Source organism: Nitrosopumilus sp., assembly GCA_029862745.1.
Lineage (GTDB): Archaea > Thermoproteota > Nitrososphaeria > Nitrososphaerales > Nitrosopumilaceae > Nitrosopumilus.
Map to the genome: position 1 here is coordinate 26,424 of JAOTWS010000008.1, position 21,145 is coordinate 47,568.

The 21,145-nt window shown below is 35.7% G+C and carries 22 protein-coding genes; 6 read left to right on the forward strand and 16 right to left on the reverse strand.

Going from position 1 to position 21,145, the window contains the following annotated elements:
- Positions 1–4: 4 nt before the first annotated feature.
- Positions 5–190 carry a hypothetical protein gene (locus OEM44_08920; GenBank protein MDH3516915.1) on the reverse strand — a complete coding sequence of 62 codons (186 nt, stop codon included), beginning with the start codon at positions 188–190 and terminating at the stop codon, positions 5–7.
- Positions 191–639: 449 nt separating this feature from the next.
- On the opposite strand from OEM44_08920, the gene OEM44_08925 reads away from it, so the two are divergent.
- The 3 genes from OEM44_08925 (at position 640) to OEM44_08935 (ending at position 4,171) form a co-directional block, all read left to right on the forward strand.
- On the forward strand, positions 640–978 hold the full coding sequence (locus tag OEM44_08925; GenBank protein ID MDH3516916.1) for a hypothetical protein: 339 nt from the start codon (positions 640–642) through the stop codon (positions 976–978).
- Positions 979–1,111: 133 nt separating this feature from the next.
- Positions 1,112–2,527 carry a DNA photolyase family protein gene (locus tag OEM44_08930; GenBank protein ID MDH3516917.1) on the forward strand — a complete coding sequence of 472 codons (1,416 nt, stop codon included), beginning with the start codon at positions 1,112–1,114 and terminating at the stop codon, positions 2,525–2,527.
- Between the two features lie 606 nt (positions 2,528–3,133).
- The gene (locus tag OEM44_08935; GenBank protein ID MDH3516918.1) at positions 3,134–4,171 is read left to right on the forward strand and encodes a class I SAM-dependent methyltransferase; all 1,038 of its coding nucleotides are present in this window, start codon (positions 3,134–3,136) and stop codon (positions 4,169–4,171) included.
- 185 nt (positions 4,172–4,356) lie between these two features.
- On the opposite strand, the gene OEM44_08940 is transcribed toward OEM44_08935, so the two are convergent.
- The 5 genes from OEM44_08940 to ilvB form a co-directional block, all read right to left on the reverse strand.
- Positions 4,357–4,545: a CpXC domain-containing protein gene (locus tag OEM44_08940; protein MDH3516919.1), complete on the reverse strand. Its 189-nt coding sequence runs from the start codon at positions 4,543–4,545 to the stop codon at positions 4,357–4,359.
- A gap of 174 nt (positions 4,546–4,719) precedes the next feature.
- Complete coding sequence (locus tag OEM44_08945; protein ID MDH3516920.1) at positions 4,720–5,736, reverse strand: isocitrate/isopropylmalate dehydrogenase family protein; 1,017 nt, start codon at positions 5,734–5,736, stop codon at positions 4,720–4,722.
- A gap of 15 nt (positions 5,737–5,751) precedes the next feature.
- The gene (locus OEM44_08950; GenBank protein ID MDH3516921.1) at positions 5,752–7,266 is read right to left on the reverse strand and encodes a 2-isopropylmalate synthase; all 1,515 of its coding nucleotides are present in this window, start codon (positions 7,264–7,266) and stop codon (positions 5,752–5,754) included.
- The gene (gene ilvN / locus OEM44_08955) at positions 7,263–7,745 is read right to left on the reverse strand and encodes an acetolactate synthase small subunit (protein ID MDH3516922.1); all 483 of its coding nucleotides are present in this window, start codon (positions 7,743–7,745) and stop codon (positions 7,263–7,265) included. The genes OEM44_08950 and ilvN overlap by 4 nt, the downstream gene beginning before the upstream one ends.
- Positions 7,746–7,754: 9 nt before the next feature.
- Positions 7,755–9,452: a biosynthetic-type acetolactate synthase large subunit gene (gene ilvB, locus OEM44_08960; GenBank protein MDH3516923.1), complete on the reverse strand. Its 1,698-nt coding sequence runs from the start codon at positions 9,450–9,452 to the stop codon at positions 7,755–7,757.
- A gap of 213 nt (positions 9,453–9,665) precedes the next feature.
- On the opposite strand from ilvB, the gene OEM44_08965 reads away from it, so the two are divergent.
- Positions 9,666–10,076: a nuclear transport factor 2 family protein gene (locus OEM44_08965; protein ID MDH3516924.1), complete on the forward strand. Its 411-nt coding sequence runs from the start codon at positions 9,666–9,668 to the stop codon at positions 10,074–10,076.
- Positions 10,077–10,082: 6 nt separating this feature from the next.
- Here OEM44_08965 and lsrF read toward each other — a convergent pair whose 3' ends face one another.
- From lsrF to OEM44_08980, 3 genes are read right to left on the reverse strand one after another with little or no spacing between them, the layout of a single operon-like run.
- Positions 10,083–11,024 (reverse strand): 3-hydroxy-5-phosphonooxypentane-2,4-dione thiolase, encoded by a 942-nt coding sequence (gene lsrF / locus OEM44_08970; GenBank protein MDH3516925.1) that lies wholly within the window; start codon positions 11,022–11,024, stop codon positions 10,083–10,085.
- A gap of 46 nt (positions 11,025–11,070) precedes the next feature.
- Entirely contained in the window at positions 11,071–12,099 is a 1,029-nt protein-coding gene (locus tag OEM44_08975) for a zinc-dependent dehydrogenase (GenBank protein MDH3516926.1), read from the reverse strand.
- Between the two features lie 41 nt (positions 12,100–12,140).
- Positions 12,141–12,434 carry a V-type ATP synthase subunit F gene (locus OEM44_08980; protein MDH3516927.1) on the reverse strand — a complete coding sequence of 98 codons (294 nt, stop codon included), beginning with the start codon at positions 12,432–12,434 and terminating at the stop codon, positions 12,141–12,143.
- 88 nt (positions 12,435–12,522) lie between these two features.
- On the opposite strand from OEM44_08980, the gene OEM44_08985 reads away from it, so the two are divergent.
- The gene (locus tag OEM44_08985; GenBank protein ID MDH3516928.1) at positions 12,523–12,819 is read left to right on the forward strand and encodes a hypothetical protein; all 297 of its coding nucleotides are present in this window, start codon (positions 12,523–12,525) and stop codon (positions 12,817–12,819) included.
- Here OEM44_08985 and OEM44_08990 read toward each other — a convergent pair whose 3' ends face one another.
- Both OEM44_08990 and OEM44_08995 read right to left on the reverse strand, forming a co-directional pair.
- Positions 12,820–13,071, reverse strand: a complete 252-nt coding sequence (locus OEM44_08990; GenBank protein ID MDH3516929.1) for a hypothetical protein — start codon at positions 13,069–13,071, stop codon at positions 12,820–12,822.
- 48 nt (positions 13,072–13,119) lie between these two features.
- The gene (locus tag OEM44_08995; protein MDH3516930.1) at positions 13,120–13,422 is read right to left on the reverse strand and encodes an SWIM zinc finger family protein; all 303 of its coding nucleotides are present in this window, start codon (positions 13,420–13,422) and stop codon (positions 13,120–13,122) included.
- 34 nt (positions 13,423–13,456) lie between these two features.
- On the opposite strand from OEM44_08995, the gene OEM44_09000 reads away from it, so the two are divergent.
- Complete coding sequence (locus OEM44_09000) at positions 13,457–14,206, forward strand: metallophosphoesterase (GenBank protein ID MDH3516931.1); 750 nt, start codon at positions 13,457–13,459, stop codon at positions 14,204–14,206.
- A gap of 143 nt (positions 14,207–14,349) precedes the next feature.
- On the opposite strand, the gene carB is transcribed toward OEM44_09000, so the two are convergent.
- From carB to OEM44_09025, 5 genes are all read right to left on the reverse strand, one after another.
- Positions 14,350–17,469: a carbamoyl-phosphate synthase (glutamine-hydrolyzing) large subunit gene (carB, locus tag OEM44_09005; protein MDH3516932.1), complete on the reverse strand. Its 3,120-nt coding sequence runs from the start codon at positions 17,467–17,469 to the stop codon at positions 14,350–14,352.
- 131 nt (positions 17,470–17,600) lie between these two features.
- Positions 17,601–18,716: a glutamine-hydrolyzing carbamoyl-phosphate synthase small subunit gene (gene carA, locus OEM44_09010; GenBank protein ID MDH3516933.1), complete on the reverse strand. Its 1,116-nt coding sequence runs from the start codon at positions 18,714–18,716 to the stop codon at positions 17,601–17,603.
- Positions 18,717–18,847: 131 nt separating this feature from the next.
- Positions 18,848–20,041, reverse strand: coding sequence for an AAA family ATPase (locus tag OEM44_09015; GenBank protein ID MDH3516934.1), 1,194 nt, complete (start codon positions 20,039–20,041; stop codon positions 18,848–18,850).
- Between the two features lie 9 nt (positions 20,042–20,050).
- Entirely contained in the window at positions 20,051–20,536 is a 486-nt protein-coding gene (locus OEM44_09020) for a hypothetical protein (protein MDH3516935.1), read from the reverse strand.
- Positions 20,537–20,546: 10 nt separating this feature from the next.
- Positions 20,547–21,098, reverse strand: a complete 552-nt coding sequence (locus OEM44_09025) for a hypothetical protein (protein ID MDH3516936.1) — start codon at positions 21,096–21,098, stop codon at positions 20,547–20,549.
- Positions 21,099–21,145: the final 47 nt, after the last annotated feature.

Below are 21,145 nucleotides of genomic sequence, written 5' to 3' on the forward strand. Positions count from 1 at the left end.
CACCTCATTTTGCTGTAATAGTCAGTTTTCCAGTTAAGGAAACCGTGCCTGTAGGGATTGTCTTGCCGTCTTTTTCGATCTTACCTTGCATCTCAAGATTTTCAAAATCATAAGTGATTGAGGCATGCTTTTGCGTAAGCTTGTCAAAAATTTCGGCCAGTAAATTTGCCCATTCTTGTTCTTCTGCCATGATTATTTTAATCAATTTATGGTATTTAACCTAGGGGTAAGATTAATTCTAGTGGTAAGATTAATTCTAGTGCCAATAAATAAGGCGCAGACGACTTTTGAATCATATGGAAATATTTTGTTGAAATCAAAAAACAACATGCACTTATCTGTTATTTTGTATTTTACTTAGCACCACATCTAATTTCTCTAAAGTATTAAAAATGATGAAACAAGAAAAGATTTGTAGGATTTAAAATTTCAATTTCTGACAATAAACGCACTTTCGGAGTTCTAGTTATCACAATAATTCTGAATTCATTAATTGGAATCCAATTAGTTTAAGATTCTTTTCCAATGAAGGCTAAAGGAAAAGAAGGTTGAAAATATGACTCTAAAACATCAAGAATTGTTTGTGGTGACAGACTCTGTTCTGAAATTCCAAATGAAGAATCAGAATATATTTCAAATATGAAATTGCAATCACAGGATATCAGGCAAACAGTAAACTGCACTGACAGTGAAATTTTAATCAGAGATAATTATTGTGTTGCATACAAAGTCTCTGAAACTTTTGTGAATAATGCATATGTCAATGAAGAATTCAATTCTCTAATTATACAGGTAAATCCATATAACGATGGTACTTTGGTGATTGGTATTTCTCCACAGATCATAAGTGAAATATTTATGATTTTGATCGATGGTCAAGAATGGATGGATTCCTACATAGAGGGCAACAAGGTGACTGTAAACTTTACCCGGGGAACTAAGAAAATTGAAATAATTGGTGAGAAAATACAAAGTTGAAATTTAATAGACTTGCTTTATTTAATGAATAAATTTATAGTAATTGGATGACATCAAGAGTAAAGGTAGAATAAAATTTGTCATTTAATATTTCTGTAACTTTATCGATAAAAAATATTAGATATACTTTATCATGAAAAAATATCAAAAATCTGTATTTTTATTTAGACGGGATCTGAGAGTAGTTGACAATACTGGTTTGATTGAGGCTAGTAGGTCCTCTAACCAAACAATTCCCTGTTTTATCCTTGATCCAAAATTATTGAAAAAATCTAATCCAAAATTTAGCAAGTTCAGACTTCAGTTTATTCGAGAATGCCTGGTGGATCTTGATAAACAATTACAAAACAACGAGTCATACTTGCATATTCTTTCAGGGAAACCAGAAAAAATTATTGAAAATCTAATTAATCTGATAAAAATTGATGCGATTTTTGTAAATACTGATTACACGCAATTTAGTAAAAAGAGAGACAGAGATATTAGAAAAGTTTGCAGCAAACACAAGGTTGATTTTATTTCAACAGACGACCTACTCTTGCATGATGTAGATGAGATCAAGACTCTAAAAGGAGAGCCATACAAGGTTTTCACATCATATTTCTCAACTTCAAGAGGATTATCAGTAAGAAAACCACAAAACCATGATTTTTCTAATCTTTCAAATCAAGAGATAAAATTAGAGATTTCAAGTGGCAACCTAGAAAGTCATATGGAAAAAAATAATCACAAAGCCTCATTCAGAGGAGGAAGAGAATCATGCGTGTCATTGTTGAATAATCTAAAAAATCTAAAAAATTACGACGTTGATCGAAATTATCCTGCAATAAACGGCACCTCGATGTTATCTGCTCATAATAGATTTGGAACCTGCTCCATACGGGAATTTTATCATAGAATTTTACAGGATTTGGGGTCAACCCATACACTAATTGCACAACTTCATTGGAGGGATTTTTTCACGTATATAATGCATCATTATCCGCATAGTTTTTCAGATGAATTTAACAAAAAATACCAAAAAATTCCATGGAGTAGAAACAAAAGGGCATTTAGAAAATGGTGTGAAGGCAAAACTGGTTTCCCAATCGTAGATGCTGGAATGAGGGAACTGAACGAAACCGGATTTATGCACAATAGAGTGAGAATGATTGTGGCATCCTTTCTCACAAAAGATCTGCATATTGACTGGAGATGGGGCGAGCAGTACTTTGCATCAAAACTGATTGATTACGATCCAAGTGTAAATATCGGGAATTGGCAATGGGCAGCATCCACTGGATGCGATGCCCAACCATGGTTTAGGATATTCAATCCATGGCTTCAGCAACAAAAATTTGATCCGGATTGCATCTACATAAAGAGAGAGATTCCAGAACTAGAAAATATCTCATCTAAAGTTATTCACAGATTAGATACAAAATATCCTGAAAATATGCTGAATTATCCCAAACCTATGATAGACCACAAGTCTGAATCATCACACACCAAAGAAATTTTCAAAGAAATATCAAAAATAGATGAAAAGATCAATGGGATTGGAGAATAGCGTTGTAAATTTTTTAATTATTTTACTCTGAACTACTAAAGTATACCTCTAACGTATCAAACTTTTCTTGGTGATCCGCAACATAATGCAGCACATCTTAAGAACCAATCTCAATCCATTCTGAGATACCTTTGAAATAAACAGTATCCTTAACGCATACGTCACTGGGACCGGATAGCCTCATGAGTTTAATTTAATCCTCAAAATCAGGAGCATTTCTAGATACAAGTTGCTTTCCTACTCCGGTTGGAGCCAAACATTCTACAGTTCAATAAAATATTGTTCCTTTTTCAAGTATCAAAAATTCATTTTAATCATGAATTAATATTTAAGATCACATTAGTTTGAATTAATCTTTAATTTACACTAGAGAATTATTTGAAATTATTTTTCGTGAATAATTACATATTGAAAATATTTCCACGTAAGTCTTATTCTGAATACCATAACTAATCCCCCACGCACGCTATATTCCTAATCAAATTTGAATCAAGTTATTTTTAGATCTTAAATGTTACAGCAATCATCATATTCTTACTGCTAGATTAAGAGTATTTTATTTTATCATAGTAAATGATTAAAATGTTTAATGTCTAACAAAACAAGATGACTACTTTTGATGAACAAATGTTAGACATTATGAATAAATCTGCATTAGCATTAATGCTTTCAATTGGCCATAGAACAAAATTGTTTGATGTGATGGCAGAGATTCCCCCCTCTACCAGTAATGACATTGCATTAAGAGCAAGGCTTAATGAAAGATACGTGAGAGAATGGCTAGGGGCTTTAGTTACTTCCAAGATTGTTGATTATGACCCTCAATTAGCACTATATTCCCTGCCTAAAGAAAAAGCAGATTTTTTAACTCGAAATGGTTCATTTAATTTTGCAACATCGATGCAATTCATTCCAGTTATGGCAAGAGTTGAGGATGAAATTATCCATTGTTTTGAAAATGGTGGTGGGGTTCCATACGAATCATATCACCGATTTCATGATGTGATGGCAGAAGAAAGTAATCAGACTGTTATTGCTGAATTAATCGATGGTATTTTACCAATTGTTTCGGGAGTCACAAATAAGCTTTCTCAAGGCATTCAAGTACTAGATGTCGGATGTGGTAGTGGACGAGCAATTAATCTCATGGCAAAGAATTTTCCTAGTTCTCATTTTCACGGGTATGACTTTTCAGCTGAAGGAATAGCAAATGCAAGAGACGAGATGACAAAACTTGGATTAAAAAATGTAACATTTGAACAGCAAGATGTAACACATTTTGATCATGCAGATTACTTTGATTTTATCACTGCATTTGATGCAATTCATGATCAAGCTCATCCAGATAAAGTTCTTGAGAATATTTGTCGTTCTCTAAAACCAGACGGAGTATTTTTAATGCAAGATATTGCAGGTTCTTCAAAACTTGAAAATAACATGCAGCATACATTAGCTCCATTTCTTTACACCATCTCCTGTTTACACTGTATGACTGTCTCATTAGCACTTAACGGTAAAGGACTAGGAGCCATGTGGGGGAGAGAAAAGGCTACAGAGATGCTTCATGATGCAGGGTTCTCAAAAGTTGAAGTCAAACAACTTCCTCATGATCCAATCAATTATTTCTATATTGCAAAAATATAGATTTCTTCATTTCTTAATCAATGGTAAACATTGATTGAAAGACTAAATTATTGTTTGTTTTATTTTGAATTTAATTTCTTCAAATGTATTGTTGAAAAAATATTTTGTCGTTAGTAATCAACATTCCATAGTAGAATATTTTTCCAGTGTTTGATTTTCTAGTAATTAAATCAAAAATTTGATTTTCATGCTTCTTGCCAAAAATAATCAAAACTACTGTACATTGACATTCTTCCACATTTTGGACATTTCCACATATTTTCAAAAAGTTCTGATTTTTCTTTGGCCTTGATGAATTCCATTGTGGTCAAAACGGATTGTATTGGTGATTCGTGAATTGCATTACAAATCTTACATTTTACTACCGCAGTCATCAACTGATCGTACTGAATGTGCACAAAATGACAAAAATCAAAATAATTTCACCATCAGGCTAGAAACAACAGCAAGAATATCATTTTATTTACTCATCAAACTGTGTTGCTGAATGTTCAGTACACCTTCAAAACATAGCACAAACCTAGGCGTAAAAAGAGAGGATACCATTTTTAGAGATTGTCAGTAATCTGTCTTGTAAACTCCAAAGTGGTCTTGTTGCCTCCAATATCCTTAGTCTTTACACCATTCTTTACCAAATCAAAGATGATAGATTCCAGTCGTTTGCCTACCTCAATACATTTGGAATCATTATGCCTATTACCAAGCCAGTCAAACATCATCTTAATTGACAGTAAAAAAGACGAGGGGTTTGCAATATTTTGTCCTGCGATATCAAATGCAGCACCATGAACTGGCTCAAAAAGTGCAAAGTTATCTCCAATGTTGGCAGCTGGGGCCATTCCCAATCCCCCAACCACTTGGGACGATTCATCAGACAAGATATCACCAAACAAGTTTGTTGTGACAATAACATCAAACTGTTCGGGTTGACGAATCAGATTCATTGCACATGCATCAACATACATCTGCTCAAATGTAACATCAGGATAACCCTTGGATACATCAATACATGTCTTTGCAAACAAGCCATCAGTTACGCGCATGACATTTGACTTGTGAACACATGTTACCTTTCTCATAGAGTCACGCTGCATGGCAGTCTCAAATGCATACTTTGCAATTCGCTTTGATGCAGTCTCTGAGATTATTCTCAATGCGACTGCTGCATTACCCAGACTGAATTCCTTTCCAGTGTAAAGATCCTCAGTATTCTCTCTAACTATCACCATGTCAATATCATCACGCAATGCAGGCATGTGTGGGTATGACTTTGCAGGTCTGATGTTAGCATACAAGTCAAGGGTTCGTCTTAATACCACAATTACATCAGCTGCACTCTCACCAACTGGTGCCTTAAGACACGCATCAGAGTTTTTTATTGTAGAAACAACATCATCAGGCAATGCCTTGCCTGTCTCAGATAAAGCCTTGTCACCGGCAGATAATTTTGTAACGTCAAATTTCAAATCAAGTTTGTCATGAATAGTGTTTAGTACAGATACTGCAGATTCAGAGAGTTCAGGACCAATTCCATCCCCAGTAATTAACGAGATTTTGTACACCATACCATCACAAAAGAATTAGCTATACTGCTTTTCATGAAGTATGTTTTTGAGCATCATTCTATTAATTCCATCAATCACTGCTTGAACACTTGTGGTTACAATGTCCTCGCCGACTGATTTTGATGAGACCTTGTTTCTATTTGCGTCCTCTATAGTAACGGTTACTTCACACAATGCAGTAGAGCCTCCAGAGATTGAGGCCAAGCCATAGTCTTTGATTGTCAATTCAGCAATCTTCCCAGTAATCTTTTGGATTGCATTGAGTGCTGCATCTACTGGACCAACACCATAGTTGGTTCCGATATAGTCTTTCCCATCAATGTTTAGCTTTACAAATGCATAAGGCATTGTTCCAATTCCAGTTGATACTGAAAAGCCAGTTAGGTGAACAATTCTCTTGATTCCTTTTTCTCCCAAGACATCACTTGCAATGGATAACAACTCAACATCGGTTATCTGCTTCCCCTGATCACCTAGTACTTTGATCTTCTCAAGAATCTGTTTTGATTGGTCCTCAGTGGTTTTTATTCCAAATTCTTCAAGCATTGCATTCATTCCATGAATTCCTGCATGTTTTCCAACATGTAGTTGTCTCTTTCTTCCAACTAGTTCAGGGCTGATTGGCTCATAGGTAAGAGGGTTACTCAATACACCGTGTGTATGAATGCCAGACTCATGACCAAACGCATTATTTCCTACAATTGCCTTATTTGGCTGAACCTTAATTCCAACAGTCTTCGAGATAAAACGGGATGCGTCATAGATTAATTCAGACTTGATGTTAGTTTCATATTTTTGCTCATGTGGTAAACACTGTAATGCCATTGCAAGTTCCTCAAGGGATGCATTACCCGCACGTTCTCCAATTCCATTTACCGTAACATGTGCACATGTTGCACCAGCATGAATGCCAGACAATGAGTTTGCAACTGCCAATCCAAAGTCGTTATGACAGTGAACGCTTACTGGGAGTTTTGTTGCAATTACTGTATCTCGAGTAATTTCTGCCATGTATTCAGGAGTTGCATATCCTACAGTATCAGGAATGTTGACTCTATCAGCTCCTGCTTTTGCAACCTCACCAAATACCTTTTTCAAAAATTCCCGGTCAGTTCGAGTAGCGTCCTCAGCTGAAAACTCTACTTGTAATCCTCGTGACTTGCAATATTCTACTGCATCAACTGCCTTTGCAAGTGCTTGGTCTCGAGTCATTTTGAGTTTGTATTCCAAATGAATGTCAGAAGTTGCAATAAATGTGTGAATGTAATTTAGCCCTGCATTAACTGCAGCATCAATATCTTTTTTGTTTGTTCTTGCCAATCCTGCAATCTCACAAGACAGTCCTTCATCAGATATCATCTTGACTGCTTTTGATTCCCCTTCAGATATCACTGGAAATCCAGCCTCTATTGCATCAACACCTAATTCGTCAAGTCTTTTTGCAATTGCAAGTTTTTGATCAGGTGACAACGATACACCAATGGTTTGCTCTCCGTCTCTTAGGGTGGTATCAAATATTCTGATCTTCATTCTTCGCTCCTTTGCAAAGCTGCAACACCAGTTCGTGCAACATCAATGATTCCAAATGGTTTTGCCAATTCCTCAAATGTTGCAATTTGGTCAGGAGTTGCAGTCAATTCAACCATGATTGAATCCTTTTTTGCATCATGAACTTTGGCACCATATGCGTTTGCCATTTTATTAATTTCCATACTATCATTAGCATTACGTAGTTTTATCTTAAAAAGGCTAAGTTCTCGATATACGGTTTTATGCTTATCCAAGTGTTCAACTTTAACAGTATCAATCATTTTATCAAGCTGTTTTACAATCTGTTCGATCTGTTTTTCATCACCAATGGTGGTGATGGTCATTTTAGAGTATTCAGGATTATCAGTTACTCCTACTGAGATGCTGTCAATATTGAAGTTCCTAGACCTAAAAAGATGAGTTACCTTAAACAAGATTCCAGGTTTATTTTCAACAAGAATAGAAAGAATTGCCCACATTGTTAATCACTAAGATGGTAAGATCATATCCGAAAGAGAAGTTCCTGGTGCAACAAATGGCAATACATCTTCTTCAGGATCAATTGGAATGTCAATAACAGTTGCAACATTACTGCTCAATGCATTTTTGATTGCCTTGTCAAGCTCATCCATTGACTGTGCACGAATTCCTTGAGCACCATATGATTCAGCAAGTTTAACATAATCAGGGCAATGACCTTGATCAACTCCGATCATACGTCTATCATAGAAAGTTCGTTGCCATTGAGCAACCATACCCAATGAAGAGTTATTTAAAATAAGTACAATTACTGGAATATCTTCTAAAACTGCAGTCGCAAGCGAGTTTTCAGTCATACTAAAACTACCATCACCTGCAATATCAACAACAGGAACATCAGGTTTTGCAACTTTGGCACCAATAGATGCAGGAAATCCCCAACCCATCGTACCAAGACCAGTAGAGCTAAAGAAAGTTCCAGGTTGAATTACATCATAAAACAAAGATGCCCACATTTGGTGTTGTCCTACTTCAGTAGTTACAATAGATTCTTTTGGTAATAGCTCTCGAAGTTTTCTCAAAATTTTTGCAGCACCAAGCTCACCTGGATGGAGTTTCAAATTTTCGCTCCAGTATGCTTTGGTCTCTTTAACATGTTTAATCCATGTACTTTCTTCAGATTTTTTCATTGACTTTTGTAAAAGTAATTTTACCATAATTCTAAGGGATGCACGAACATCACCTACTACTGCAATTTGTGCGGTTTGATTTTTGCCAATCTCTGCAGGATCAACATCCATATGAATAATTTTTAATCTCTTTTCAAAAGCCTCAAATGTTCCAACCGATCTGTCAGAAAACCTAGTTCCAATTGCCAATACACAATCAGCTTCGGACATCATTTTATTTGCCTCTGCATGTCCATGCATCCCAATTGGACCTAATGACAAAGGATGGTTCTCAGGAAATGCACCCTTGCCTTTGAAAGTAGTAACTACTGGAAGCATCAAAGTTTCAGCTATTGCTTGGAGTTCAGCAAATGCAGATGAGATAATGGTACCACCACCAGCTAAAATAATTGGTTTTTCAGAATTAACAAGCATATCAATTGCTTTTTCAACACTAGCAATATCAGGATCAGCCCATGGATGATAACCACGAATTTGAAACTCATCTGGAAAAATCATTTCAGATTCATTTTGTTGAACATCTTTTGGAATGTCAATTAGTACAGGTCCGGGTCTACCAGTTTCTGCAATAAAGAATCCTTTTCTTACAACTTCAGGAATTTCAGCAGCTGTTCTTGGTTGGAATGCATACTTTACAACAGGATTAGCCATTCCAATAATATCACTTTCCTGAAATGCATCTCGTCCGATCATTGCCACGGGTACTTGGCCAGTCACTGCAATCATTGGAGAAGAATCAGCTTGAGCTGTTGCAATCCCTGTTAAAATGTTAGTTGCACCAGGTCCTGACGTTGCAAAACAGACACCAGGTTTTCTACTGACCCTACCAAAACCATCTGCCATATGAGCAGCTGATTGCTCGTGTCTTACCAAAATATGTCTAATATTACATCTAGCAAATTCATCATACATTGGAAGATTTGCACCTCCAGGTAATCCAAATACTTCTTTGACGCCTTCTTTTTCCATTGCGACCATCAAGGCCTTTGCGCCTGTCATTTTTTCCATTTTATTCATTAAATCAATCTCCATAATTTTAAGTTAGTAAATTTGAGCACCTATTACAGTGAAGCTAGATGAGGTAAGTAATTGCGAAGAAATCCAGTTAATTTGATACTCATTGAAATCAACAAAAACCATCAATTTACAACTAATAAAGATTATCTAAAATAATCATAATTTTATTTACAAGTATACAGAAGATTTAAACCAAGAATTTTTATATTTTGAATGATTGGTTTGACAGATAATGAAAAAATCATAAGAATTATTGAATCGTTATTTGAAGCAGGAGTAACAAAGAATCTAGAGGTTCTAAAAGACATTCATCTAAACGACCCTAGGTTTTCAAGCTTTAGTGATTTACCACCTTATGATCTGAAAGATTATCAAAATACAATTGAATTAGAAGAGTTAAGATTTGTAAGCATATCAGACTATACTTATGAAATCAAAAATCCAAAATTTAGTATATTTGGAGATGTAGCAGTAGTAGCTTTTGAATTAATTCAGAAAGGAATGTTAGTAGATAACAAAGCATTCACTGGTGAGCACATGATAGTTAATGGTCGAGCAACATTTGTACTAGCCAAGCAACCAACATGGAAAATTGTACATATTCATTTATCAAAAATTAATTGATATATTCTATTTATTTTTAGGGTTTGATTTGTTTTGATTAGGATTGTTCTTTGGTTTCTTTGATTTGTTTTGATTAGGATTGTTCTTTGGTTTCTTTGATTTGTTTTGATTAGGATTGTTCTTTGGTTTCTTTGATTTGTTTTGATTAGGATTATTTTTTGGTTCCTCGCTAACTAGTTTTTGGTACAGCTTGAAAGCTTGATCAACATTTAAGTTTCCATGTACAATTGATCTTACTGCACGAATCATTGCAACTGGGTGATCGGATTGCCAGATATTTCGTCCCATGTCAACACCGACTGCACCATCTTTGATAGAATTAAATGTCAATTGCAAAGCATCGCGTTCAGGAATCTTCTTTCCACCTGCAACAATTATTGGTACAGGGCATGATTGAACAACTTTTTCAAAATTCTCACAATAGTATGTTTTTACAATATGTGCCCCTTGTTCTGCTGCAACTCTACAGGCAAGTGAGAGATAGCGTGCATCCTTTCCAAGTTCTTTCCCAACAGCAGTTACAGCCAAAACTGGAATTCCGTATTGTTCAGCCTCACTCACTAATTTTCCCAAATTCACAATAGTTTGATATTCATATTTTGAGCCAACAAAGATAGACATTGCAAGTGCACTTGCATTAAGTCTAATTGCATCCTGAATTGAGACAGTGATGTCTTCTTGAGATAAGTCCTCACCAATAATACTAGAACCACCAGAAACTCTCAACACCATTGGAGTATCAGTGGTTGCAGAAACAGATGTTCGCTGAACACCACGAGTGACCATCAAGGAATCACAATATTTCAAAAGCGGCGCAATGACTTTTTTTGGATTTTCTAATTTTTCAGTTGGACCAAGAAAATAGCCGTGATCTACTGCAAGCATCAGTGCTCGGTTATTTTGAGGTTTAATTATACTAGATAATCTGTTTTGTAATCCCCAATCCATATATCTTCAATTTTTTTTGAAACGAAATACCTTTCTTAAGCCTTTCTCATTTTGTAATAATTATTTTCATTGCATTCTCACCTGTACGTGCATGATCAAATGCTTTTTGAGAATCATTTATGCAGTAAGTGTGAGTTATTAATTGCCTCACATCAATCTGAGACGATTCTATTAGATTCAACGCTTCAGCAGTATCTTTGTCAGATGCGGCATAGCTAGTAACTAAAGTGATCTCTTTAGAGTAAACTACACTCATATCCAAATTCATCATTGCGCCTTTTGATGGAACACCAAACATCATGACAGAACCTCCCTTACGAACCATTCCAATTGCATCCTCTAGTGCTTTAAGACTGCTTGTAGCTACAATTGCTACATCTACACCTTGTCCATCAGTGTGGTCTAGAATCTTTTGTTTTCTGTTTTCATCCATAGAGTTAATGGACAGTGTTATGTTGAACTTTTTTGCAAAGTTTAGTCTAAAGTTATTTACATCAAAACAGAAAATTTTTGAAAACTTTTTTGCGTGAGCCAACATTACATGCATCATACCTGTAGGACCAACACCAAATATTGCAGTTGAGTCGCCTTCTTTGTATTGGAATTTAGTCCAAGCCCTAACACAGCATGCTAGTGGCTCAATCATAGCTGCCTCTTCAAAACTAGTTTTATCAGAAATTTTCAAGACACCATCATGTGAAACATTCCAAGATGGAACAACATATTTTTCTGATAAACCACATGGAGATAGATTAGTTTCATAGTATTTTACACACATCGTTTCATTTCCATGCTTACACAAATGACAATCATAACAAGGAACATGGTGATGTGTGAAAACTCTATCACCCTTTTTAAATTGAGTTACACCAGAGCCAACATCTAAAACTATGCCAGCAGGTTCATGACCTAAACGCATTGATGGTTGACCATAGTGACCAAACACTTTTTCCAAATCAGAGCCACATATACCACAAGACTCCATCTGAACTAGAATATCTCCAGATCTTAGGTTGGGTGTTTCTACATTATCAATAGAAATTATACCTGATTCTTTTACAGATGCAGTTTTCATGGTAGAGTATTAAAGTGCTGATTATAAGTAGATTAAAAGAACTATACACCAAGAATTTTTTTAAGCATTAATCTATAGTCGACTTCATTTTTTTCACTTCCTGCTGCAGGAAGTGAAAATACAAGAGTCGACTTTTCAGCCCTCAGTGATGTCAATTCATCACCGATTGATTCTGTGATATCATCACTTACTAATACCAGACCAACATCAGAATCATCAGTTAGTGTTCTGATTTGAGTCAATGCTTTTTGTGGAGTATCAGAGATAATACCTGGAATCCCGGCCAATTGGAAACTTGTAACAAAGGATTTGCTGCCAACAGTAAAGATTTTCACAGTTATGAATTTCGTTCATTCTAATTTAACCCTTTTTGGCACATGAGATCAGGAAAGATTGATTTACTCTGAAAAAACTAGTCAATTTATGACAAAAATTGATACTGGAAAGGACATCTATTTGTTCCTGCATGGAAGAATGGATCTTAAAGAAAAAGCAAGCAAGGCTCTTGCCTCAAAGGGGTTTGCAAATGAGAAAATTATGATGGCATTACCAAGTAAGGTTGGGAATGTGGGCGACTATATGGCAATGTTATGGATGCCACCAAATCCAGATCATATAAAAATTCAACAAATTACCAAGGTAGAAAAAGTAGAGCCGGAAGGAATGATCGGCCTTTGGAAAGGCGTATCAAAAGACGATATAGACACTGTTCCGTTATAGTTAGCTGAATCCAGCACCAAAATCAGTACCTTTCTCAAGCAGACCACCTGAGTCAGAGCTTTTTAATTTTCTATACAGCAGGGCTTCAAAAACCAACTTCATTGCTTCTTCATCATCAATACCACAGTCTTTTTTGATTAGGTTTTTGTATTTTTCTAGTTTAGAAGCATTCTGTTCATCAAATGAAATATTATCATGAACCATTAGGTTTGCTATTTTTTCAATTTCAGAATTTTGTTGGTCATCATCCATGATTTTGTATGTTTTTGCTAGTAATTAACACGTTCGAATAACAAATCATTACAAATCAGAAATTAATCCTGAAAGAAAATCAGAAAACTCTTCATCAGAAAAAATAATTTTATCAACTTGATTCTCTTTTCTTGCAAGTTCTGCAGATTCGAGATGATAGCAAGTAATCTTTCCTGCCAACTGTCCAAAATAAAATCCAGGGCAAGAACAATAATGATCATCCGGATCTAACCAGTATTCATCACCCACACCAACCACAGTCCAGATTTTTCTTTGACTAGGCTCAAAAACATGTAGTTTGACCCGCTTTTCAGAAACTATTGATTGAATGCGTCCTAGATCTTGAGTCATAAAGACTTAATCATGTATCCAAGGTATAACTTTGATGCCACAAATCAGAATACTTCCAGCAAGACCTGCATTGATAATAGAAGGAAAGAAAAAAAATCTAGTGATCACAGATTTACATATTGGGTTTGAAAATAGCATGACATCAAATAAAATTTTTGTAGGAAAAAATTCCACAATAAATGAAACGATTCAAGAATTATCAAAGATGATAGAATCTGAAAAGCCGGACTCGGTAATTTTATTAGGAGACATAAAGTCGAGCATTAAAAGTATTTCAAGAAATGAATGGGATGAAATCCCAAAATTCTTCAAAGAGGTTAAAGAAAAGTGTGATGTCATACTAATTCCAGGAAATCATGATGCAAACATTCAGAGATTAGTTCCAGATAACATCTCAATGATCAGTTCAGCTGGAATGGTAGAAGACAATATGTTGCTGACACATGGACATACAATGCCTTCAGAGAATTTTTCACACGTAGACAAAATAATTATGGGACATATTCATCCAGTATTTTTCCAGGAAGACTCTATAATGAATGGCCAAAGGGTCTGGGTATCAATAAAGACAGAGAAAGAAAAGATATTTCCAAATAGATCAGGAGAGATTGAAATCACTATCATCCCATCATTTAACAGATATTTTTATGCAACACATAGAAAACAATACAAAAAATCAATCTCGCCAATTATTGACAAGATAAAACCAGTTTTATCTGCGAGGATAGTTACACTTGATGGAGTAATTATTGGGAATGAATCAATCATAGATCAAGTGATTTAATCAAACATACTTTATGCAGGCGTCAATGAGTAACGACAACATTGTGATTTTGTCCAATTTAACCTTAAATGATACAATTTAGACAACATAGCCCATTTTGACATAAGATATTTGAAAAGATATCTTAGGGTTCCAGTTTAATATCATGTGTAATTATCATAAGGCTCAATTGGTTCAATGGTAGGTTTGTTATTCTTTAGCCATTCCAGAGTTTTTACAAAAGAGTCTGCCAATTCAATTGTAGTTAATACTGGAATCCCTAATTCCAAAGACTTGCGTCTTATTTGATATTCATCATCTAGCATTCCAACATATTTTTCCAGTGTTGAGGTACTTGGAATATTTATGATAAAGTCAATCTTTCGCTGATATAGAAGATCTGCAATGTTTGGTTTTCTTGTAGGTTCTGAAATTTTGTGAACTATTTGAACTTCACCGATTTTTTCTTTAAAGAATTCAGCAGTGTGTTCAGTTCCAAGAATTTCAAATCCAAGTTGTTTGAGTCTTGCAATTGTAGATACTAGTTTTTCTTTATTTTGTGAACCACCAACTGTAACAAGTGCAGTGCCAGATTCTGGAAGAGTATATCCTACTGATATCAGGCCTTTTGATAGTGCATCATAAAAGCTGTTTCCAAAACATGCGGCTTCACCAGTAGATTGCATCTCAACTCCTAGTGCAATATCTGCTCCTTGCAATTGCATAAAGGAGAACTGTGGTACCTTTATTCCATAATTCTGGATTCTCTGCCACTTGTTTTCAGGTATTTTAGGCAAGGGTTTATCCAAAATTGCCTTGGCTGCAAGTGAAATCAAGTTTGTTTTGACTAGTTTTGATACAAAAGGCATTGAACGCGATGCTCTGATATTTAGCTCAATTACATAAACGTGATCATCATGAATCAAGAACTGTAAATTAAACGGACCCTTGATATTAAATGTCAGTGCAATCTTTTTTGTGTAATCATTAATGATTTCAATAATATTGTTACTCAAACGCCAAGGTGGAATACACATCATTGCATCACCAGAGTGAACACCTGCACTGTCAATATGTTCAACTATTGCACCAATTACTACTTCTTTTCCATTGCAAATTCCATCAACATCTACTTCAAGTGAATTTAACATAAATTTTGAAATCACTACAGGGTGATCAGGAGATACATCTGTTGCTTCCTTAACATATTGTTTTAGTTGATCTTGTGACCAGACAACTTTCATCGCAGCACCAGATAAAACATATGAGGGTCTTACAATTACTGGAAATCCGACATCTTGTGCAAAACTTTTTGCCTCGTTAAGATTTGTAAATGCTTGCCATTGCGGTTGTTGTATGTGAAGTTTATCAAGTTCTGCACTAAACTTTGAGCGATTCTCGGCCCTATCAACATCATATGCAGTGGTTCCCAAGATGTTGATTCCATGTTCTGCAAGTCCAGGTGTCAGGTTATTTGCAGTTTGTCCACCAACACATGTGATTATTCCTCTTGGATGCTCAAATTCATGTATATCTAAAATTCTCTCTTCAGTTAATTCCTCAAAGTAAAGTCTAGTACAGATATCATAATCAGTTGATACTGTTTCAGGATTGCAGTTTACAACAGAGACACTTTTCTCACCATTTTCTTGCAACCCCCACACCATATTGACAGTGCCCCAGTCAAATTCAACGCTACTTCCAATTCGGTAAGGACCAGCACCAAGTACAACTATTCCTTTTTCGTCAGGAGGTATTATGACGTCATTCGAGTGTCCCCCATATGTGAGATACAGATAGTTTGTTACTGCAGGCCATTCTGCTGCCAAGGTATCAATTTGTTTTACAGAGGGCAAAATTCCGTATTTCTTGCGCAATGAACGTATTTCATCAGGGGATTTTTCTTTAGCTCGAGCAATTTGCTTGTCTGAGAAACCCATTTTTTTTGCCTCCCAAAGAAGTGATTCGTCAAGATCTGACTGCTTTAGTTTTGACTCGATATCTACTATGTTTTTTATTTTTTCAATAAACCAAGGATCAATAGTTGAAAGTGTATAAATTCTCTCAACAGAGATTTTCATTTTCAGTGCGATTGCAACATGATACATAATGTGATCATCGTGGTGAGATAGTTTGTATTCGATTTCTTCTTCAGAATATGTTTTTCCGTTTGCACGATTAAGAACTAATCCATCATTTCCAATATCTAACATTCGAATTGCTTTTTGAAATGATTCCTCAAAGGTTCTTCCGATTGCCATTACTTCACCAACGGATTTCATTGTAGGTCCAAGTTTTCTGTTTACGAGTTCAAATTTTTCAAAATCCCATCTAGGATGTTTGCATACAATATAATCAAGTGAGGGTTCAAAACAAGCTGTAGTATTTTTTGTAATTCTGTTTACTAGTTCAGACAAATTGTAACCTAGTCCAATTTTTGCAGACATGTATGCAAGCGGATATCCAGTGGCCTTACTTGCAAGTGCAGAAGAACGTGAAAGCCTTGGATTTATTTCAATTGCAACGTATTTATCAGAATATGGTTCAAGGGCATATTGGATGTTGCATTCTCCAACAATTCCAACATGCTTTGTTGCACGCAATGCAGCAGAACGCAACATATGATATTCATGATTGTCAATTGTTTGAGACGGTGCAACTACAATGTTATCACCAGTGTGTGCTTTCATGGAAAGAATATTTTCCATGTTACAGACAATTACGTTATTTCCATCATAATCTTGCATCACCTCATATTCTATTTGTTTCCAGTGTCCAATGTATTCTTCAATTAGAACTTGACCAACAATGCTTGCCTTGAAGCCTCGTTCAACAATTTCGTGTAGTTCAATTTCATTATATGCAACTCCGCCTCCTCGTCCACCCAAAGTATATGCGACTCGAACTATCACAGGGTATGTCAGTTCTTCAGCTACCTTTTTTGCATCCTCAAAATTTGTGACAGTTTTACTTTTTAGAACAGGGACATCACATTCTGACATAGAGTCCTTGAAGAGTTGACGATCTTCGGTTCTTTGTATTCCTTTGATTTGCGTTCCAAGTACCTTTACATCATACTTTTGAAGTATGCCAGATTGCTCTAGACCAACCCCACAGTTAAGAGCAGTTTGACCACCATATGCCAGCATAATTCCATCTGGTCTTTCTTTTTCGATAATAGATTCAACGTACTCTTTGTTTACAGGAAGGAGATACACTTGATCTGCGAATCTAGTATCTGTCTGGATTGTAGCAATGTTTGGATTAATTAAAACACTCTTCAGTCCATCTTCTCGTATGGCTTTGAGGCATTGGCTTCCGGAGTAGTCAAATTGACGGTCGTTTTTAGCGACTCTCGCCGGCTTCTCCGATTTTTATTGCCCCACTTCCAAGTACAAGAATTTTCTTTAACGATTCATTCTTTGGCAGATGTTCCTTCCTCCATAAGATGTTTTAACTCTTCAAAGACGAACTTACAATCATAAGGACCAGGTGCAGCTTCGGGATGAAATTGTACTGCAATACACTTTTGTTTTTTGTGTTTTATTCCTTCAACTGTTTTGTCGTCCGCATTTGTAAACCATAAATTAAATTCAGACTTAGCAAGGGATTCTGGAGTTATTCCATATCCATGATTCTGACTAGTAACATAAACTTGATTGTTCTCCAAGTTGACACAAGGTTTGTTTTGTCCACGATGCCCATATTTTAGTTTGTAAGTATCAGTGTTTCCTGCGATTCCAATAATTTGTGCACCTAAACAAATCCCTAACGTAGGGATATTATTATCAATTAATTTTTTTGCAGTATAAATTGTGTCAGGGCATTTTTGAGGATCGCCAGGACCACTACTAAGTACAACTCCTTTTGGATGATATGACATTATCTTTTCATATGTAGTGTCCCATGGCACACGAATTACCTTATAACCAATCTCTCGAATATTTCGTATTATTGCATTTTTTGCACCAGTGTCAACTACAACAACGGACTTACTTTCATTGCCATAGATTTTTTCTTGTTTTGTTGAAACATCATCCATGAATTGTTCAGATTCATATTTAGTGGCAGTCGCAAGCCGTTTTTTTATATCCTTAGTATCTATTTGAGAGTCAGAGACAACCAATGCAGCCATCATGACACCGCCGGTTCTAATCTTCTTTGTTAGTTCGCGAGTATCTATTCCAGAGATCCCAGGAATCTTTTCTTTATATAACCACTCATCCAGAGTCATGGCAAGATTCCAGTGACTTGCAGTAAGTGACAATTCATGCACTACTAACCCCCGAACTTGGATTTTATCAGATTCAAAGAATTTTGGGATTCCATCAATGTCTGTAATCGAAGAGTCAGGAACACCATAGTTCCCAACTAGCGGATACGTTAGGGTAAGTATTTGTCCGCTGTATGAAGGGTCTGTTAGAGCTTCTGTATATCCCACCATTCCAGTATTAAAGACAATTTCACCAAAAATAACCGTAGAATAACCAAAACCTTCACCGTCAAGAACAGTTCCATCAGCAAAAATCAGTTTTCCAAACTTTTTTGCGTGGTTTGATTTCTTTGTAGTAATTGTGACCCTCGATAAGTCCGCTAGAAAGCGAATTTAAGTTTTATGCGAGAATTAAAATTGAAAAAATTGATCGCGATCATAGTAAGCGTCTAAAGTGCCTGGAACTCTTCGCTCCACTTGTGATATGCGCGAATCATTTCAAGTGAGACACTGGGTTTACGTCTTGCCATAATATCTTTGAAATCAGCTGTTGTCAATTCTCTTGGTTGTCTAGGCGTCTCACCTTCAATTGGTTCATGATAATCTGGATCATTGAAAATTTCATGGACTGTTTTGATTTGCGCTGCCTGACAAACATCCTTGATATCACTTGCGCTGTATCCGTCAAACAATTTTGCAAGTTCGGTGTTATTGACATTGTAATTTTTGCTAAGTGGCTCAGTGTATTGTTTAAACAGATTTTCTCTTGCTGCTTGTGTTGGAAGAGATACATAAATTCTCTTTTGGAATCTCCTAAGGAAAGGCCAATCAAGACTCCAAGGTTTGTTTGTAGCACCTATCACATACAACATCAGTTGTTTGCCTTTGCTGTTTACACCATCCATCTCAGTCAGAAATTGATTTTTAGTTCTCACCTCTCCACCTACTTCACTGTTTCTAGAACCAAGCAAAGAATCAACTTCATCTACAAACAAAATTACAGGTTTACCTTCTTTTTCTGCATGTTGTCTTGCCATTGCAAATAGTTTTGAAACGTTCTTTTCTGCCTCACCTAACCATTTACTCATCATTGATGATGCGTCAACATTAATGAAATAACCATCCATCTCGTTTGCAGTTGCGGCTGCAAGCATTGTTTTACCAGTGCCTGGAGGACCATAAAGTAGCATTCCTTTTGGCCAGCCTAAAGGAAACAAATCAGGTCTCTTTGTAGGATATACAATAGATTCGCGAAGCGCGCTTTTAGCATCATCTAATCCAATTACTTGGTCCCAAGTAACATCAGGTTTTTCTTTCATGATTAATTCTTCAAAGTCATTTTCATTTTCTTGTCTTTGAACAGATTCCTTTTGTTCAGATTCGGTGGCCTTTGGATCAACTGCAGGTTCTACACCATGTGTCTGCTGCAGTGCACCTATTCTGTTATGGTAAGAGTTACATCGGTCTTTGTAAATTTGATTTAGTTTGCTGTTTGGATAAAGTTGTAATAGTTTAACCAGAGTGTCTATGGCATTTTGATAGTGAGTAATTGCCATACCACGAGCACCTTGTGAGTCACATTTGATGGCTTCAGAAGCATATTTGCTTGCTGTGTTTTCTAATTCTTGTGGCGCTAAACTCATCTTAATTACCTACTTAGTATCCATTTGATATTTTTCTAGGTATCCTATGGTGTGAATCTGTCTAACAAAAGTTGTTAAATTTATTGCACTTGTTTCATACTCATTATAGTCAGGTCCGTCATGATATTTTTTCTTAAAATCAGATTTCTCTGAGATACTGGTATGCATGTCCTTGACTTTGTTTATAGAATCCTCAGCTGCCAGTATTAGTTCAGATACCTCATCGTCTATCTCAACTATCGAGTTTGCAGTATCAGAGATGACAGAGTTGAAATATTGTAAAATTGCGTGGAGTTCTTTTTTCTCTGAATATTTGTATAGCATAAAATCAGCAATGCTGACAAGCTTGTTTAAATCCTGTAACTCTTCAAAAGTGAGATTATCAATGGTATGATCTTCGGATGGCTTGGTATTAGATAATTTCTTGTCAATTTTTGAAGAGATTGTCTTTATGATGTTAACGTCCTTTGAGAAATGACGAATAGAGTTTAACATGATTAGTTATTCACAGTTTAGAAAAATCAACATTAGGGTATTGCTTACTTAATTTAGAGTCTGCCATCAACTTTACTTCATCAAGTATTATGGAAGATTCTTTGTTTGATTGACTAAAATCAAATCTAGCATTTGTGAGAACAGCTGAATCAAGTACAATACTACCAAGGTGAACAGATAATTCAGATAATTTCTGGCTGCAAAGAGGGATAATATCAAAAAGTTGTGCGCTAACAGTTCTAATCATATGAATAGATACAGGAAGAACTTCAGGAATATTACCAATTCCAGAGATATATTCTGCTCTATGTTTTATGTGCAATATAATATCAAGTGAACAAACCATTATTTGTTCTAGTTTTATGGCACTAAGATGAGTTTTATTATATTCATCAAAATCTAAAAGGAGCAACTTGTTTGACTCTTTTATTTCATTGCGTTTTTCCTCAAGGATTTCAATTATATTATTTAGCAAATTAAGTGAGTATTCTAATCTAGGAACAAGTGTAACGGAATGGGAGATTGTTTCTTGTCGTAATGGAATACTATATTTTACCAACATTACATAGTCATTCTAGATTTTGTATATCAGGACAATGTATCATCTAA